This window comes from Methylovorus menthalis, from assembly GCF_020523625.1.
Classification (GTDB): Bacteria; Pseudomonadota; Gammaproteobacteria; order Burkholderiales; family Methylophilaceae; genus Methylovorus; species Methylovorus menthalis.
The window spans coordinates 328,115-343,773 of sequence record NZ_JAJAQH010000001.1 but is presented as its reverse complement, the minus strand read 5'-3'; the positions used below and the strand labels follow the sequence as shown (position 1 = coordinate 343,773).

Genomic DNA, 15,659 nt, shown 5'->3' with positions numbered 1-15,659 from the left:
AATTCTTAAAATAAGTGTCCAAGCTATTCAATGTTGAATAATGTTTAACGATTCAATATTTTTTAGCTGGACGCCGATAAAATTGTAACAAATTGTATTTTATCGGTTTTATTCTTCTTTTCCCCGCGTGGGAAAGCCCTTTCTCTCCAATTAATTCAGAATCCATTTAAAGAATCGCCATCGCTGACCGTAATCTAATTTAAACGCTGCTGACACAGTGCGTGAAGATAATACGGGTGCGCATGTTTTTTATCTGGGGATCCAATATAACGCTCTGCACCGTCTAGTTAGTGGTGCTGATTGATTAAACTGCACTCTTTTCCTGTTGCTTATCAATAGATTGCATTATTGAAATACGGGGAAAATCCTCATTAAGACGGTTGACACCCTGTCACCCGACAAGAGCAGTCTTTTATGCTGCCTGATAAATAAGGATTTAATTGTGAGTGGAAATGACAACAGCATGACCTCCCTGCAAGATGCTACGCAGGAGGCTGGGCAGACTGAAATCGTAGGGCTTTCAGATCTTTGCTACAGTGCTTTGCCGATATGGGCAGGGCAGGTTGAGTTTGCCCGGCAACATACCGAGGAGGAGGTCGGCCAGCTGGTCAGTCGTTTCTCCAATCTCTCACAGCGCATCAATAACGCGATCAAATCCTCGCAAGGCAATGGCAACGAACACGGCATCGTCAGCCTGCTACGCGATAGCCAGTCCCAACTGAACGACATCACCACCAGCCTGCGTAACTCCCTCGAAGAAAAAAAGATCCTGCTCAACACCGTGCAGCAGCTTGCCAGCGTGACCCGCGAATTGCAGGAGCTCGCCAATACGGTGGGCCAGATCGCCAAGCAAACCAATATGGTGGCGATCAATGCCGCCATTGAAGCGGCCCATGCCGGTGAGCTGGGCCGTGGCTTTGCCGTGGTGGCGGATGAAGTGCGCAAGCTTTCAAGCAACTCGGCGCGGGTAGGTAAAAACATTGCCGACAAGGTGCAGAGCGTGAACGGCGGCATTGCCGAAACCCTGGCCATGTCCAAGCAGTATTCCGAAAACGATCAGCTCATGGTGCAAAACGCTGAAACCGCCATCAATGATGTGCTGGGCAAATTCAAGCATCAGGCCGATGAATTGACCGCTTCTGCCGAGACCGCCCGCAGCGAGAGCAAGCATATCGGCGGCGAGATTGCCCAAGTGCTGGTATCGCTGCAATTCCAGGATCGCGTAAGCCAGATCCTGGCCAATGTGTCAGAGCAGCTGAACATGCTGCATCAGGACGTGGCATCCGGCACTGCATACATTGATCCACAGTCCTGGCTGGGCCGCATGCAGAACAGCTACACCATGCCTGAGCAGACCAATATCCACAGTGGCCATGCCTCCGTTGCGGCCTTGCCGAATAACGATGCGGATAACGAAATTACGTTTTTTTAAACCATTTTTAGTCCATGTTCAAAGAGGGGAAGTAAATGTCCAAAACCGTCATGATCGTCGATGACTCAACGACGCTGCGGCAGGTAGTACGACTGGCATTAGAAGGCGCGGGATACAGCGTGCTGGAAGGTGCAGATGGCAAGGATGCCTTATCCAAGCTTACCGGTCAGAAAGTGCACCTCATTGTCAGTGATGTGAATATGCCGAATATGGATGGCATCACCTTTGTGAAAGCCGTCAAGCAATTGCCAGCCTACAAATTCACGCCGGTGATCATGCTGACCACCGAAGCCGGGGAAAGCAAAAAGCTGGAAGGCCAGGCCGCAGGTGCCAAGGCCTGGGTGGTGAAGCCATTTCAGCCTGCGCAGCTTCTCATGGCGGTTTCCAAGCTGATTATGCCCTGAGCATTTCTCAGGCTTCGATACCCACGAAAGCGATGCCATGACAATTACTGTCAACATTAACGGAGCCATGGGCCATGTCGTCATTGAAGGTGAGATGACGATTTTCGAGGCGGCTGAATACCACGCCGCCCTGATGCCACCGGTCACCCAGTGCCACATGCTGGAGCTCGACCTCACCAATGTCACTGAAATTGATACTTCGGGTTTGCAGTTGCTGGTCTCGGCCAAACTACGATCGCAGCAAACAGGGTCCACATTAAGTATTACCGGTCATAGCGAGACGGTGCAGCAAGTACTGGACGCGACAGACCTGGCAGGCTTTTTTGGCGACCAGGTCGTCCTCACTGCAAGCGAATAATAACGATAGTTTTTGGGGGTTGTAATGAGTTTAGATGACGCAATGCAGACATTCATTATTGAATGTCGCGAGCTGCTTGAAAGCATGGAAGCTGCCTTGTTGTCGGCAGAAGAAGCCCCGGCCAGCGAAGAAGCGATCAACGCCATTTTTCGCGCGGCTCACACTATTAAGGGCTCTGCCGGCTTGTTTGGCCTTGACCACATCGTGTCTTTTGTCCACGTGGCCGAAAGCGTGCTGGACAAGGTACGCAATAACGAAATCCCGCTGGACCCGCCACTGGTCGCCCTGATGTTGCAGGTATGTGACCACATCGGCCTGCTGGTCAGCTATCTTGAGCAGTTCAAGGAACCTGACAACGACCTGCTCGAAGGCTCTGCCATTCTGCAGGCAGGTCTGTCCACCTATCTTTCCGATACGCCACAACCGAGTGCATCCACCTTGCCGGTGGAGCACGATGCGCCTTATGAATCGGAAGGCGGCACCCCAGTTGAGACCGATAACTGGCATTTGTCGTTGCGCTTTAATCAGGATGTATTGCGCAATGGCATGGACCCCCTCTCGTTCATCCGTTATCTGGGCACGCTGGGCAAAATCGTCAGCATCGTCACCCTGACCGACACCCTGCCGCCGCTGGACGCCATGGACCCTGAAACCTGCTATCTCGGCTTCGAGATCAGCTTCAGCTCCACCGCCGACAAGGCCGACATCGAAAGCGTATTCGACTTCGTGCGCGAAGGTAGCCAGATCCACATCCTGCCGCCGCGCAGCAAGATTTCCGAATACATTCAACTGATTCAAAGTATGCCCGCCGATGACATGCGTCTGGGCGAGCTCTTGATCAAATGCGGCACCCTGACCCGGCAAGAGCTGGAAGATGGCCTGGCCAGCCAGAGAACAGTGGAGTCTCCTGACCAGGTCAAACCTATCGGCGAAGTGCTGATCGAGCAGAATGTGGTGCAGCCAGTCGTGGTGGCTGCTGCCCTCGACAAGCAAAAAGCCGTCAAGGACGTTAAAACGGCAGAAGCCAGCCTGATTCGCGTGGATGCCAACAAGCTGGATCAACTCATCAACCTGGTAGGCGAGCTGATTATTGCCAGCTCGGGAGCCAGCCTGATTGCCCAGAAAGAAGCTCTGCCCCATCTGCTGGAATCCACCTCTACCATTTCGCGCTTGGTGGAAACCATACGCGACTCTGCACTTTCGCTGCGCATGGTGCCTATTGGTGGCACTTTCAGCAAATTCAAACGCGTGGTGCGCGATGTATCAGCCGAGCTGGGCAAGGATATTCAGCTTGAAATCAGTGGTGAAGAAACCGAGCTCGATAAAACCGTGGTGGAAAAAATCGGCGACCCTCTGACCCACTTGGTGCGCAACTCCATGGACCATGGCATTGAGCCAGCTGAGGTGCGCCTTGCCCGCGGCAAGCCCGTGGTCGGCACCCTCAAGCTCGATGCCTATCACGACTCCGGCAATATCATCATCGAAGTCAGCGACGACGGTGGCGGCCTCAACAAAGACAAAATTTTTGCCAAGGCCGTGGAGCGTGGGCTGATCAAGCCCGACCAGATTATGAGTGAAAATGAAATTTACAACCTGATATTCGAGCCCGGGTTTTCAACCGCCGATGCGGTTAGCAATCTTTCCGGCCGCGGTGTGGGCATGGATGTGGTCAGGCGCAATATCGAAGCCTTGCGTGGCACGGTTGAAATCCGATCAGTGCTGGGGGAAGGCGCCACCATGCGCATACGCTTGCCGCTCACACTCGCCATTATTGATGGCTTCCTGGTGGAGGTCGGTGACTCTTCCTATGTCGTACCGCTGGATATGGTGATCGAGTGCATTGAGTTACCGGTGACGCAAGCCGGCCACGATGCGGAAAACGATGCCGACTTTATCAATCTGCGGGGCGAGGTGCTGCCTTACCTGCGCTTGCGCAAGCACTTTGAGATCAACGGCGAGCCGCCTAGGCGCGAGAACGTGGTTGTCGTCCAGTTCGGGGATCGAAAAATGGGCATTGTGGTAGACCATTTGATGGGCGAGCTGCAAACCGTGATCAAGCCGCTAGGCAAGGTACTCAACAAAATCAGGGGAATCGGCGGTTTCACGATTCTTGGCAGTGGCCGGGTTGCCCTGATTGTGGATGTGCCAAGCATGATGCAGGAAGCAGAGCATGCGGCGCATGAACATATCACCCAGAAGACATAAACAGAAATGCTATTAGCAGCACGCTTTGCGTAATTAATCTTAAGAACTCATGCCCTGGAGCATAAAATGAAACTTACCGTCGCAAAAAAAATGATCTTGTTACTGTCCATTGCCATTATTGGCCTGATCGTGCTTGCTTTCAGTGGACAGTACTACATCAATCAGGTTTTTGAGAAAACCAATTACGTTACGATCAATACCGTGCCCAGTATTATCGTCCTGGATGACTTAAGTAAATCCTATTCAGACCTGCAAGAGACTGTATACCAGCACGTTATCAATACCGATGATGCCACCATGGCTCAGCTGGATAAAACGGTATTGGAGCACCGCGCAAAAATGGATGAGGCGCTTGATAAGTACGAAAAAAATAACATCACAGATGCCAAGGATGCCTCCCTCATCAAAGACATTCGCTCTGCATTGAAAGACTATGACCCCGTAAGAGACCAATTACTCTCTTTGTCACGGGCTAACAAAATCGAAGAGGCTCGCAAATTCACCTTTGCTTCCAAGGATATCTTCGCAAAAGTCCACGAGATGATTAATGCTGATCGACAATATAACGTTGAAATCGGCAATAACGCTTCTGCCGAAGCGGTGGCGATTCAGCGTACTGCGGTTCTTAATTCCATGATTATTACCGTCGTTGTGTTGATTGTGGTTGCCATCATCGGTGTTCTGATCACCCGCGACTTGCTCAAGCAACTGGGTGGCGAGCCAAATTATGCCGCTGAAGTAGCAAGCAAAGTGGCTGCCGGTGATCTTTCCATGCAGGTTGAAATCAAGCCTGGCGACTCTACCAGCATGCTGGCCGCGATGAAGGCCATGGTGGAAAAACTCTCCGGTATTGTCAGTGAAGTGCGTAGCGCTGCCGATGGTATTGCCAGTGCATCCGAGCAGGTGAGCTCGACTGCCCAGAGCCTGTCGCAAGCTACGAATGAGCAAGCGGCGAGTGTGGAGCAAACCAGTGCTTCGGTGGAAGAAATGAGCGCTTCCATTAACCAGAACACCGAAAATGCCAAGGTCACCGAAGGCATCTCTGCCAAAGCCTCTACCGATGCCAATGAAGGCGGTACCGCCGTGGTGCAGACCGTGGAAGCCATGAAGAGTATCGCCAACAAGATCAGCATCATTGACGACATTGCTTACCAGACCAACCTGCTGGCGCTGAATGCCGCGATTGAAGCCGCCCGTGCCGGTGAGCATGGCAAGGGCTTTGCTGTGGTGGCTGCCGAAGTGCGCAAACTGGCCGAGCGTAGCCAGGTGGCCGCGCAGGAAATCGGCGAGCTGGCATCCAACAGCGTAGGCACAGCAGAAAAAGCCGGCAAGCTGCTGGAAGAAATGGTGCCCAACATCAACAAGACCAGTGATCTGGTGCAAGAAATCACCGCCGCCAGCCAGGAGCAAAGTAGCGGTGCCGCGCAGATCAATGTGGCGATGAACCAGATGAGCCAGATCACCCAGCAGAACGCCAGCAGCAGTGAAGAGCTGGCCGCGACCGCCGAGGAAATGAGCGGGCAGGCCGAGCAACTGCAACAACTGATCGCCTTCTTCAATATCAAGGAAACAGGATCATCGTTCCAGCGTACAGCACCAAAAAAAGCGCCCAAGTCTAAAGGCGGTGCGTACGCGCCACCAGCCGCTCAGGCCTCGTCGAGTTTTAATGACGCCGAAGACTCTGAGTTTGTGAAGTTCTAAGGAGTCATCATGGTGGAAACAGTCAAACAAGCAGTGGCAACAGGGCAAAGCCTTGTTGCGGGCGGACGGGCGCTGGAAGATCAGCAGCAGTACCTGACGTTCATGCTAGGGTCAGAGACCTTTGCCATCAATATTCTCAGCATCAAGGAGATTATCGAATACGGCAATCTCACCATTGTGCCCAAGATGCCATCGTTTATCCGCGGGGTGATCAACCTGCGCGGAGCGGTGGTGCCGGTGATTGATCTCGCGGCGCGTTTCTCGCGTGGTGAGGCAGCCATCTCCAGAAAGTCCTGCATCGTGATCATCGAAGTTGACCACGAAGAGGTGCAGCAGGTGATCGGAGTGCTCGTGGATGCGGTGAATGAAGTGTTGGAAATCGCCAGCGAACAGATCGAGCCCGTGCCATCGTTCGGGGCAAAAATTCGCACCGATTTTATTGATGGCATGGGCAAGGTGGATCAGAAGTTTGTGATCATCCTGAATGTAAATCAGGTCTTGTCGGTGGATGAGATGGCAGAGCTGGTGCAGGCCTAGCATGATGATGACACGCCCCGGCCTGCAATATTTGTTACTCATCGCTAGCCTGGGGTTTGCCAGCATGGCTCACGCCGCTACCGATGAAGATAACCGGCTATGGCTCAACCTGACCTTGCAGGGCAAGTTGCCTGCGGATGGCTGGCGCTGGTATGCCGAAATCCAGCCACGATTTCGTGAAAATGCCGAGCACATCGATAGCCTGTTGCTGCGCCCGGCCATCAATTACAAGGTATCCAAAAACCTGAGTGTCTGGCTGGGTTATGGCTATGTCAGAAACTATCTGGTGAGTGGCGATATTCGCGACGAGCACCGCATATGGCAACAGCTTCTCTACGCTTTCGAGCCTATTGGCTCAACGTCCTTGTCTGCTCGCGTACGCCTGGAAGAGCGGCGGGTGGAGGAGTTTGAAGATACCGGATACCGCCTGCGCCAAATGGTGCGCATGACCCATCCTTTGTCAGGGGCATGGAGCGTCGTCGCCTGGGATGAGGTGTTTTTCAATACCAACCATACGGATTGGGGCGCACGTAGTGGCTTTGATCAAAACCGGCTTTTCCTCGGCATATCCCATGACTTTTCTGCCAGTGTGAAAACCGAGTGGGGTTACCTGAACCAATACATCCGCACCTCGACGGATGATCGCATGAACCATACGTTGTCTGGGGTGCTGAGTGTCAATTTTTAAGCGTACACACATATTCTGAACGAATTTTATAAATGTAAATTTATGGGTTGGAGATTGAAAAGTGAAAATGACCGTTGCGAAAAAAATGAGTTTGTTAGTAATAGTGGCCTTGATTGGTCTGATCAGTCTGGCGTGGCTAGGCCAGAACCGAATGGATTACGTTTTTGAAACAACCAATATCTCTAATACCAACAGTATCCCCAGCATTGTGACGCTGAGCCGCGCCAACGAAAACTTCGGGTACTTGCGCGCCCGAGCGTATCGGCATGCCTTGATGACCGATGATGCCAAGATGGCGGAGATCGAAACCAAGATCAAAGAAGCACGTGACAATATTTTCAAGGAATTCAAGAAGTACGAGAAGGAAGGCATGATCGCCGACGATAAAGACCGCGACATGCTGGAAGAAAACATCAAGGCCTTGAATGACTATTTGCCAGGGCTGGAAAAAGCTGTTGAGTTATCTCGCCAGCACAATCAGGAAGGCGCACGCGATGCCCTGAATGCCAATGTGGCCAACGCCGAAAAGGTCTCCACCAGCCTGATCGCACAAATGGAATACAACATTGAGATTGCCTCCAAAAGTGCAGAAGGGGCGATTGCGGCAAAGAATAGTGCCGAACTCATGTCCAACATCGTGGCGGGTAGCATTCTGGTATTGATGGTGGTGATTGGCTTCATCATCACCAAGGGGATTGTCACCGGCCTCAATAAATCGGTAGCGGTGGCTGAGGCTATCGCCCGCGGCGATCTCTCCAATGATATTGCCGTCACCAGTCAGGATGAAATTGGCCAGCTGCAAGGCGCCATGAAAAAAATGCTGGAAAACCTGAAAGGGTTTATTGCTGACATGAACCACATGTCAAAAGAGCACGACCTCGGCGATATTGACGTGACGATGAGCACCGAGACTTTTCAGGGCGACTTCAAAACAATGGCGGTAGGTGTGAATACCATGGTGGGCGGTCACATTGCCATGAACAAGAAAGCCATGGCCGTATTCAAGGAGTTTGGTGAAGGTAACTTTGAAGCCCCCATGGAACAATTACCGGGCAAGAAGGTATTTATCAACGAGACCATTGAGCAGGTTCGCCGCAATCTGAAAGCCGTCTCTGCCGATACCCGCGAGCTGATTGCTGCTGCTGCCGAAGGCAAGCTGGACTATCGTGCCGATGCATCCAAGCACAAGGGTGAGTACAACAAGATCGTCCAAGGCATCAATGCCACGCTGGATAACATTATTGTGCCGTTGAACGAAGCGATTGCGGTACTGCAGGCCATGGAAAAAGGTGACCTGACCAAGACGGTGGATGGTCATTACAAAGGTCAGCTGGACGACTTCAAGCACACAGTCAACAACACCATCGAAAAAATCTCGCAGGTGGTGGCTGAGGTACGTAATTCGGCTGACGGTATTGCCAGTGCAAGCGAGCAGGTCAGCTCGACCGCACAAAGCCTGTCGCAAGCCACCAATGAGCAAGCCGCCAGCGTGGAAGAAACCAGCGCTTCTGTTGAGCAAATGAGTGCTTCGATCAATCAGAACACCGAAAACGCCAAGGTCACCGAAGGCATTTCTGCCAAAGCAGCTACCGATGCCAATGAAGGTGGTACGGCGGTGTTGCAGACCGTGGCCGCCATGAAGAGCATCGCCAACAAGATCAGCATCATTGACGACATTGCTTACCAGACCAATCTGCTGGCGCTGAATGCCGCGATTGAAGCGGCACGTGCCGGTGAGCATGGCAAGGGCTTTGCGGTGGTGGCTGCCGAAGTACGCAAGCTGGCCGAGCGCAGCCAGGTAGCCGCGCAGGAAATCGGCGAACTGGCTGAAAGTAGCGTCGGTACCGCTGAAAAAGCCGGCAAGCTGCTGGAAGAAATGGTGCCCAACATCAACAAGACCAGTGACCTGGTGCAAGAAATTACCGCCGCCAGCCAAGAGCAAAGCAGCGGTGCATCGCAGATCAATGTGGCAATGAACCAGATGAGCCAGATCACCCAGCAAAATGCCAGCGGTAGTGAAGAGTTGGCTGCCACCGCTGAAGAAATGAGCGGGCAGGCCGAGCAATTGCAGGAGCTCATCGGCTTTTTCAGCATCAAGAATGCGGGTGGTTCTTCCCAGCGGGCTACTACCAAGAAAGGGTCAAAAGCCAAAACTGCGCATAGCGTGCCAACGTCCATCCTGCCTGTTACCTCAAGCCTGGATGATGCTGAAGACGCTGAGTTTGTGAAGTTTTAAGGGGCCATCATGAATGACATGGTCAAGGAGCTGGCACAGGGCCGAAGCGTGGTCTCACGCGGCGCTATGCTGGATGGTCAAAGTGACGATCAGCAGTATCTGACGTTCATGCTGGGAGCGGAGATATTTGCCATCAACATCCTCAGCATCAAGGAGATTATCGAGTACGGCAATCTCACCATGGTGCCCAAGATGCCGCCCTTTATTCGCGGGGTGATTAACCTGCGCGGGGCGGTGGTGCCGGTGATTGATCTGGCCGCGCGCTTTGAAAAAGGCGAAGCGACCCTTTCGCGCAAAACCTGCATTGTGATCATTGAAGTTGACCACGAAGAGGCACAGCAGGTGATAGGCGTCATGGTGGATGCCGTGAATGAAGTACTGGAAATTGCCAGTGACCAGATCGAGCCAGTGCCATCATTCGGGGCAAAAATTCGCACCGATTTTATTGATGGCATGGGCAAGGTGGATCAGAAGTTTGTGATTATCCTGAATGTAAACCAGGTCTTGTCTGTTGATGAGATGGCAGAGCTGGCTCAGGTGTAGTTTGGTTTAGCAGTATGTAGTGGCATGCGTCGGCATGAGCTTTTGCAAATGGCTTGCAACTAACTTATGGAGTGAATTTTGCAGTGATTTTCTAATTCGAGGTATTGATCATGGGTTTTCTAGGCATCCGAGTAAAACAAGAGCGCATTGATGAGGTTGTGCATGCACTGAATCAATTGCAGCAGGGTAACACGGTGATACAGATTCATGACGCGGAGCGCGATGCGTTGAGTCCGGTCATGGAGAGCTTGAAGAGATTGCAGGCTAGTCTGGACCAGCAGAAAAAAGATCTGGCCGCTTTTGTGCAGGACATGAACCACATGTCCAGGGAGCATGATGCGGGCGATATCGACGTCATGATGAATACCGATCGCTTCCAAGGCGACTTCAGGATCATGGCGGCTGGGGTCAATACCATGGTGGGTGGGCATATTGCGGTGAAGAAAAAAGCCATGGCCGTGATCAAGGCGTTTGGCGAAGGCAATTTTGACGCGCCGATGGAACAGCTGCCGGGCAAAAAAGCGTTTATCAATGAAACCATCGAAAAGATGCGCGGCAACCTCAAAGGTTTTATTGCCGACATGAGTCATATGTCGAAAGAGCATGACTCGGGTGATATCGACGTCATGATGAATACAGAAAAATTCCAGGGTGATTTCCGCACCATGGCGGCGGGTGTCAATACCATGGTGGGCGGGCATATTGCGGTGAAGAAAAAAGCCATGGCCGTGATCAAATCGTTTGGCGAGGGTGATTTTGACGCACCGCTGGAACAGCTGCCGGGCAAAAAAGCCTTTATCAATGACACCATCGAAAAGATGCGCAGCAACCTCAAGGGCTTTATCGCCGACATGAGCCATATGTCGAAAGAGCATGACTCGGGTGATATCGACGTCATGATGAATACAGAAAAATTCCAGGGTGATTTCCGCACCATGGCGGCGGGTGTCAATACCATGGTGGGCGGGCATATTGCGGTGAAGAAAAAAGCGATGGCCGTGATCAATGCGTTTGGCGAAGGCAATTTTGAGGCACCGATGGAGCAGCTGCCAGGCAAGAAGGCCTTTATCAATGACACCATTGAAAAGATGCGCGGCAACCTGAAAGGCTTTATTGCCGACATGAATCATATGTCGCAGGAGCATGACGCAGGCGACATTGACGTCATGATGACTGTCGACAAATTGCAGGGCGACTTCAAGACCATGGCAGCGGGTGTCAATACCATGGTCAGCGGGCACATTGCAGTGAAGAAAAAAGCCATGGCTGTCATACGCGAGTTCGGAGAAGGTAACTTTGAAGCACCGATGGAACAGCTGCCAGGCAAGAAAGCCTTTATCAATGAGACGATAGAGCAGGTGCGCCGCAACCTGAAAGCCGTGTCTGCCGATACGCGCGAGTTGATAGGCGCTGCCGCTGAGGGGCAACTCGATTACCGTGCTGATGCCTCCAAGCACAAGGGGGAGTACAACACCATCGTGCAGGGCATCAATACCACGCTGGATAGCATCATTCTGCCAGTCAATGAAGCGGTGGCCGTATTGCAGGCGATGGAAAATGGCGATCTGACCGTCAAGGTAAAAGGTCATTACAAAGGCCAGCTGGAAGACTTCAAGCAAACGGTCAACAACACCATCGAGAAGATCTCGCAAGTGGTGGCGGAAGTCCGCAACTCGGCAGATGGCATTGCCAGTGCTGCGGATCAGGTGAGCTCCACGGCACAAAGTCTTTCTCAAGCGACCAATGAGCAGGCCGCCAGCGTGGAGGAAACCAGTGCTTCCATTGAACAGATGAGTGCTTCGATCAACCAGAACACGGAAAATGCCAAAGTGACCGAAAGCATCTCGGCCAAGGCGGCGACCGATGCCAATGAGGGTGGGGCGGCCGTGGTGCAGACCGTGGCGGCCATGAAGAGCATCGCCAACAAGATCAGCATCATTGATGACATTGCCTACCAGACCAATCTGCTGGCGCTGAATGCGGCAATTGAAGCCGCCCGTGCCGGTGAGCATGGCAAGGGCTTTGCCGTAGTCGCCGCTGAAGTGCGCAAACTGGCCGAACGTAGCCAGGTGGCGGCGCAGGAAATCGGCGAACTGGCCGAAAACAGCGTGGGTACGGCGGAAAAGGCCGGCAAGCTGTTGGAAGAAATGGTGCCCAATATCAACAAGACCAGTGATCTGGTGCAGGAAATTACCGCGGCCAGCGAGGAGCAAAGCACAGGTGCCGCGCAGATCAATGTGGCGATGAACCAGATGAGCCAGATTACCCAGCAAAACGCCAGCGGCAGTGAAGAGCTGGCTGCGACCTCCGAGGAAATGAGCGGCCAGGCCGAGCAGTTGCAGGAGCTGATCGGCTTTTTCAATATTGGCCAATCCGATGGCAGCACCCGGTCTGTTGCCAAAAAGCCGACCAAGCCTCAGTTCGCCAAAAAAGCAGCAAGTTCTGAGGCCTCGTTTTCATTTGATGAAGCCGAGGATGCCGAGTTTGTGAAGTTCTAGGGGGCCATGATGACGCAAACAATGACGCGTGAAACAGCCAGGGCGCAGGCCCTGGTGCCGGGTGGCCGGGGCCAGCAACTGCAGCCGCTGGCGGATAATAACGACGACAGGCAATACCTGACCTTCATGTTGGGTGCCGAGATTTTTGCCATCAATATTCTCCGTATCAAGGAGATTATCGAGTACGGCAATCTTACCATCGTGCCGCAGATGCCCTCTTTTATTCGCGGAGTGATCAATCTGCGCGGCGCGGCGGTGCCGGTGATTGATCTGGCAGTGCGCTTTGACAGGGAGGAAGCCGCCATCTCACGCAAGACCTGCATCGTGATTCTCGAGGTGGATCGCGCGGGAGCACAGCAGGTGATCGGTGTGCTGGTGGATGCGGTGAATGAAGTGCTGGAAATTGCCCGCGACCAGATTGAGCCTGTGCCCTCGTTCGGAGCACAAATCCGGACGGATTTTATTGATGGCATGGGAAAGATCAATCAGAAGTTTGTGATTATCCTGAATGTGAACCAGGTGTTATCTGCCGATGAAATGGCGGAGCTGGTTTTGAATTAAGTATCGTCGATAGCAGGCTGGGCATGACCTTGATGCCCGGCCTGCATCGAGCAAATGGAGGTTAGGATGGATATTCGCTCCATTACGCAGCCGGAATTTCAGCTTTTCAAAAAGTTTATTTACGGACAAGTGGGCATCAGTCTCAGCGATAACAAGCAATCGCTGGTGAGTGGCCGTCTGGCCAAGCGACTCAAGTATTACAACTTCAATACGTTCAAACAGTATTACGAGTTCATTCACCAAAAAGGCAATGAGGCCGAGCAGCAGGTAGTGGTCGACTTTCTGACGACCAATGAAACCTATTTTTTTCGCGAGCCCAAGCACTTTGATTTTGTCCGCGACAAGGTGCTGCCCCAGCACAACAAGACCAAGGTGTTCCGCGTGTGGAGTGCGGCCTGCTCCAGCGGTGAAGAGCCCTACACCCTGGCCATGGTGCTGGCCGAGCACCTGCCAAGCAAGCTGTGGGAGATCATTGCCTCCGATGTCAGCACGCGCGTGCTGGAAACGGCAACCCGTGGTCGTTACCCGCAGGATGTGATTGAAGATATTCCCCGAAACTACTTGGTGAAATATTGTCTGAAAGGCACAGGCAGCCAGGATGGCGTGGTGCTGATTTCCAAGGAATTACGGCGCCAGATGCGGTTTCAGCATATCAATCTGATGCATCCGCTGCCCAAGCTGGGGGAGCTCGACATGATTTTTCTGCGCAATGTGATGATTTATTTTGATAACGATACCAAGCGGGCCTTGTTGGACCGCATGTACAGCTTGCTGAAACCAGGTGGCTACCTGTTTATCAGCCATTCGGAAAGCCTGAATGGCATCAGCGAAAAGTTTCAGATTGTTCAACCCTCAATTTATCAAAGGCCGTTATAACGATGGTGGTAAAGCCGGAAAAACCGCCCTTTGTTATTGATATTTTTTTGCAGCCAGGCGAATTGTATTTTGGTGATCGCCATACGCGGATTCGTACGGTGCTCGGCTCGTGTGTCTCAGTGGTGTTCTGGCACCCGGAAAAGCTGCTGGGGGGCATGACCCATATCATGATGCCACCCAAGCACGATGCGCCTGCACTGCATGCGCTGGATGGGCGGTATGCCGATGATGCGATTGCGATGATGTTTGATGAGATGAAGAAATTCAAGGCGTTCGACAAGAACTACCACGTCAAGATTTTTGGCGGCGGTAATATGTTCCCGAAGACGGCCAAGGAATTCAGCAAGACGATAGGCTCCAAAAATATCGACGCGGTGGAAAGCATTCTTAAAAAACATGGTTTCCGCTGCAAGGCCAGCCATCTCGGGGGCTCGGGGCACCGCAATATTTCGTTCGACGTGTGGAGTGGGCACGTCTGGATGCGGCACGTGAAAATGTAGGGGTACATCCTTAACCAGGATTCAATAATGAATAAAATAAAAGTAATGATCGTGGATGACTCGGCTGTGGTGAGGCAGGTGTTGACCAGTTATCTCGAAGCTTCAAAAGAGGTGGAGATAATTGGTGTCGCCTCCGACCCTATTTTTGCCATTGAGAAAATGCAGAAAGAATGGCCGGATGTATTGATCCTGGATGTGGAAATGCCGCGTATGGATGGCATTACTTTCCTGAAGAAGATCATGGCGCAGCGCCCCACTCCAGTGATCATCTGTTCGACCCTGACCGAAAAAGGGGCTGAGACTACCATGGAGGCCCTGGCCGCCGGGGCGGTGAGTATCATCACCAAGCCCAAGGCAGGTCTGAAATCCTTCATGACCGAGTCGGCGGACGACCTGGTGCAGCATATCAAGGCGGCGGCCAAGGCCAATGTGCGCAAGATCCTGCATAACGATCCACCGCCTGCGGTCAAGACGCCAACCAAACTCACCGCGGATGCGGTACTGGCACCCAAGCCAGCAGCCATGGCGCAGACCACCGAAAAAATAGTGGCCATCGGCACCTCAACCGGGGGTACCCAGGCGCTGGAACGAGTGCTGACCGCGCTGCCTCGGGTATGCCCCGGTATTGTCATCGTGCAGCACATGCCGGAAAACTTTACGGCGGCCTTTGCCGCCCGCCTCAATCAGCTCTGTGCCATTGAGGTAAAAGAAGCGGCAAAAGGTGATCGGGTCGTGATGGGCCGGGCGCTGATTGCACCCGGGGGCAAGCATATGGTACTGAAGCGCAGCGGCGCCCAGTATTTTGTGGATGTGATTGATGGTCCGCCGGTCAGTCGCCACAAACCCTCGGTCAATGTGCTGTTCCGCTCGGTGGCACAATCTGCGGGTAAAAATGCCCTGGGTATCATCATGACCGGCATGGGCGATGATGGCGCGCAGGGCATGAAAGAAATGCATGATGTAGGGGCAACCACTGTTGCCCAGGATGAGCGAAGTTGCGTGGTGTATGGCATGCCCAAGGAGGCGGTCAAGCTGGGAGGCGTCAATAAGAGTATCTCGCTGGATGGGATTGCCACCGAGATCCAGAACTACGGCGCCATGCATCGTTAACTGACAGCCA

Annotated in this window: 14 protein-coding genes; all 14 read left to right on the top strand. The window is 52.8% G+C overall.

What is annotated here, in order from left to right:
* Positions 1-463: 463 nt before the first annotated feature.
* The 14 genes from LG204_RS01540 to LG204_RS01475 all read left to right on the top strand — a co-directional run bounded on the left by LG204_RS01540 (position 464) and on the right by LG204_RS01475 (position 15,649).
* Positions 464-1,432, top strand: a complete 969-nt coding sequence (locus tag LG204_RS01540) for a methyl-accepting chemotaxis protein (RefSeq protein ID WP_230335633.1) — start codon at positions 464-466, stop codon at positions 1,430-1,432.
* A gap of 35 nt (positions 1,433-1,467) precedes the next feature.
* On the top strand, positions 1,468-1,836 hold the full coding sequence (locus LG204_RS01535) for a response regulator (protein WP_013443418.1): 369 nt from the start codon (positions 1,468-1,470) through the stop codon (positions 1,834-1,836).
* Between the two features lie 37 nt (positions 1,837-1,873).
* A complete protein-coding gene (locus tag LG204_RS01530) occupies positions 1,874-2,194 on the top strand; it encodes an STAS domain-containing protein (RefSeq protein WP_230335632.1) in 321 nt (106 codons plus the stop codon).
* Between the two features lie 24 nt (positions 2,195-2,218).
* Positions 2,219-4,399 (top strand): chemotaxis protein CheA, encoded by a 2,181-nt coding sequence (locus tag LG204_RS01525; protein ID WP_230335631.1) that lies wholly within the window; start codon positions 2,219-2,221, stop codon positions 4,397-4,399.
* A gap of 66 nt (positions 4,400-4,465) precedes the next feature.
* Positions 4,466-6,100 (top strand): methyl-accepting chemotaxis protein, encoded by a 1,635-nt coding sequence (locus LG204_RS01520; protein WP_230335630.1) that lies wholly within the window; start codon positions 4,466-4,468, stop codon positions 6,098-6,100.
* 9 nt (positions 6,101-6,109) lie between these two features.
* Positions 6,110-6,637: a chemotaxis protein CheW gene (locus LG204_RS01515; protein WP_230335629.1), complete on the top strand. Its 528-nt coding sequence runs from the start codon at positions 6,110-6,112 to the stop codon at positions 6,635-6,637.
* 1 nt (position 6,638) lies between these two features.
* Positions 6,639-7,325, top strand: coding sequence for a DUF2490 domain-containing protein (locus LG204_RS01510; RefSeq protein WP_230335628.1), 687 nt, complete (start codon positions 6,639-6,641; stop codon positions 7,323-7,325).
* A gap of 61 nt (positions 7,326-7,386) precedes the next feature.
* Positions 7,387-9,561, top strand: a complete 2,175-nt coding sequence (locus tag LG204_RS01505; RefSeq protein ID WP_230335627.1) for a HAMP domain-containing methyl-accepting chemotaxis protein — start codon at positions 7,387-7,389, stop codon at positions 9,559-9,561.
* Between the two features lie 9 nt (positions 9,562-9,570).
* Positions 9,571-10,104, top strand: coding sequence for a chemotaxis protein CheW (locus LG204_RS01500; RefSeq protein WP_230335626.1), 534 nt, complete (start codon positions 9,571-9,573; stop codon positions 10,102-10,104).
* A 239-nt stretch (positions 10,105-10,343) separates the two neighbouring features.
* Positions 10,344-12,602, top strand: coding sequence for a methyl-accepting chemotaxis protein (locus LG204_RS01495; RefSeq protein WP_456085624.1), 2,259 nt, complete (start codon positions 10,344-10,346; stop codon positions 12,600-12,602).
* A 9-nt stretch (positions 12,603-12,611) separates the two neighbouring features.
* Complete coding sequence (locus LG204_RS01490; protein WP_230335800.1) at positions 12,612-13,163, top strand: chemotaxis protein CheW; 552 nt, start codon at positions 12,612-12,614, stop codon at positions 13,161-13,163.
* Positions 13,164-13,229: 66 nt separating this feature from the next.
* The gene (locus tag LG204_RS01485) at positions 13,230-14,039 is read left to right on the top strand and encodes a CheR family methyltransferase (protein ID WP_230335624.1); all 810 of its coding nucleotides are present in this window, start codon (positions 13,230-13,232) and stop codon (positions 14,037-14,039) included.
* A gap of 2 nt (positions 14,040-14,041) precedes the next feature.
* The gene (locus tag LG204_RS01480) at positions 14,042-14,539 is read left to right on the top strand and encodes a chemotaxis protein CheD (RefSeq protein WP_230335623.1); all 498 of its coding nucleotides are present in this window, start codon (positions 14,042-14,044) and stop codon (positions 14,537-14,539) included.
* 27 nt (positions 14,540-14,566) lie between these two features.
* Positions 14,567-15,649 carry a protein-glutamate methylesterase/protein-glutamine glutaminase gene (locus LG204_RS01475; protein WP_230335622.1) on the top strand — a complete coding sequence of 361 codons (1,083 nt, stop codon included), beginning with the start codon at positions 14,567-14,569 and terminating at the stop codon, positions 15,647-15,649.
* Positions 15,650-15,659 lie beyond the last annotated feature (10 nt).

Coding starts and splice junctions, on each gene's coding strand:
- LG204_RS01500 (WP_230335626.1), top strand. CDS start 9,571: ATGAATGACATGGTCAAGGAGCTGGCACAGGGCCGAAGCGTGGTCTCA.
- LG204_RS01510 (WP_230335628.1), top strand. CDS start 6,639: ATGATGATGACACGCCCCGGCCTGCAATATTTGTTACTCATCGCTAGC.
- LG204_RS01495 (WP_456085624.1), top strand. CDS start 10,344: ATGGAGAGCTTGAAGAGATTGCAGGCTAGTCTGGACCAGCAGAAAAAA.
- LG204_RS01515 (WP_230335629.1), top strand. CDS start 6,110: ATGGTGGAAACAGTCAAACAAGCAGTGGCAACAGGGCAAAGCCTTGTT.
- LG204_RS01520 (WP_230335630.1), top strand. CDS start 4,466: ATGAAACTTACCGTCGCAAAAAAAATGATCTTGTTACTGTCCATTGCC.
- LG204_RS01540 (WP_230335633.1), top strand. CDS start 464: ATGACCTCCCTGCAAGATGCTACGCAGGAGGCTGGGCAGACTGAAATC.
- LG204_RS01490 (WP_230335800.1), top strand. CDS start 12,612: ATGACGCAAACAATGACGCGTGAAACAGCCAGGGCGCAGGCCCTGGTG.
- LG204_RS01480 (WP_230335623.1), top strand. CDS start 14,042: ATGGTGGTAAAGCCGGAAAAACCGCCCTTTGTTATTGATATTTTTTTG.
- LG204_RS01475 (WP_230335622.1), top strand. CDS start 14,567: ATGAATAAAATAAAAGTAATGATCGTGGATGACTCGGCTGTGGTGAGG.
- LG204_RS01535 (WP_013443418.1), top strand. CDS start 1,468: ATGTCCAAAACCGTCATGATCGTCGATGACTCAACGACGCTGCGGCAG.
- LG204_RS01485 (WP_230335624.1), top strand. CDS start 13,230: ATGGATATTCGCTCCATTACGCAGCCGGAATTTCAGCTTTTCAAAAAG.
- LG204_RS01525 (WP_230335631.1), top strand. CDS start 2,219: ATGAGTTTAGATGACGCAATGCAGACATTCATTATTGAATGTCGCGAG.
- LG204_RS01530 (WP_230335632.1), top strand. CDS start 1,874: ATGACAATTACTGTCAACATTAACGGAGCCATGGGCCATGTCGTCATT.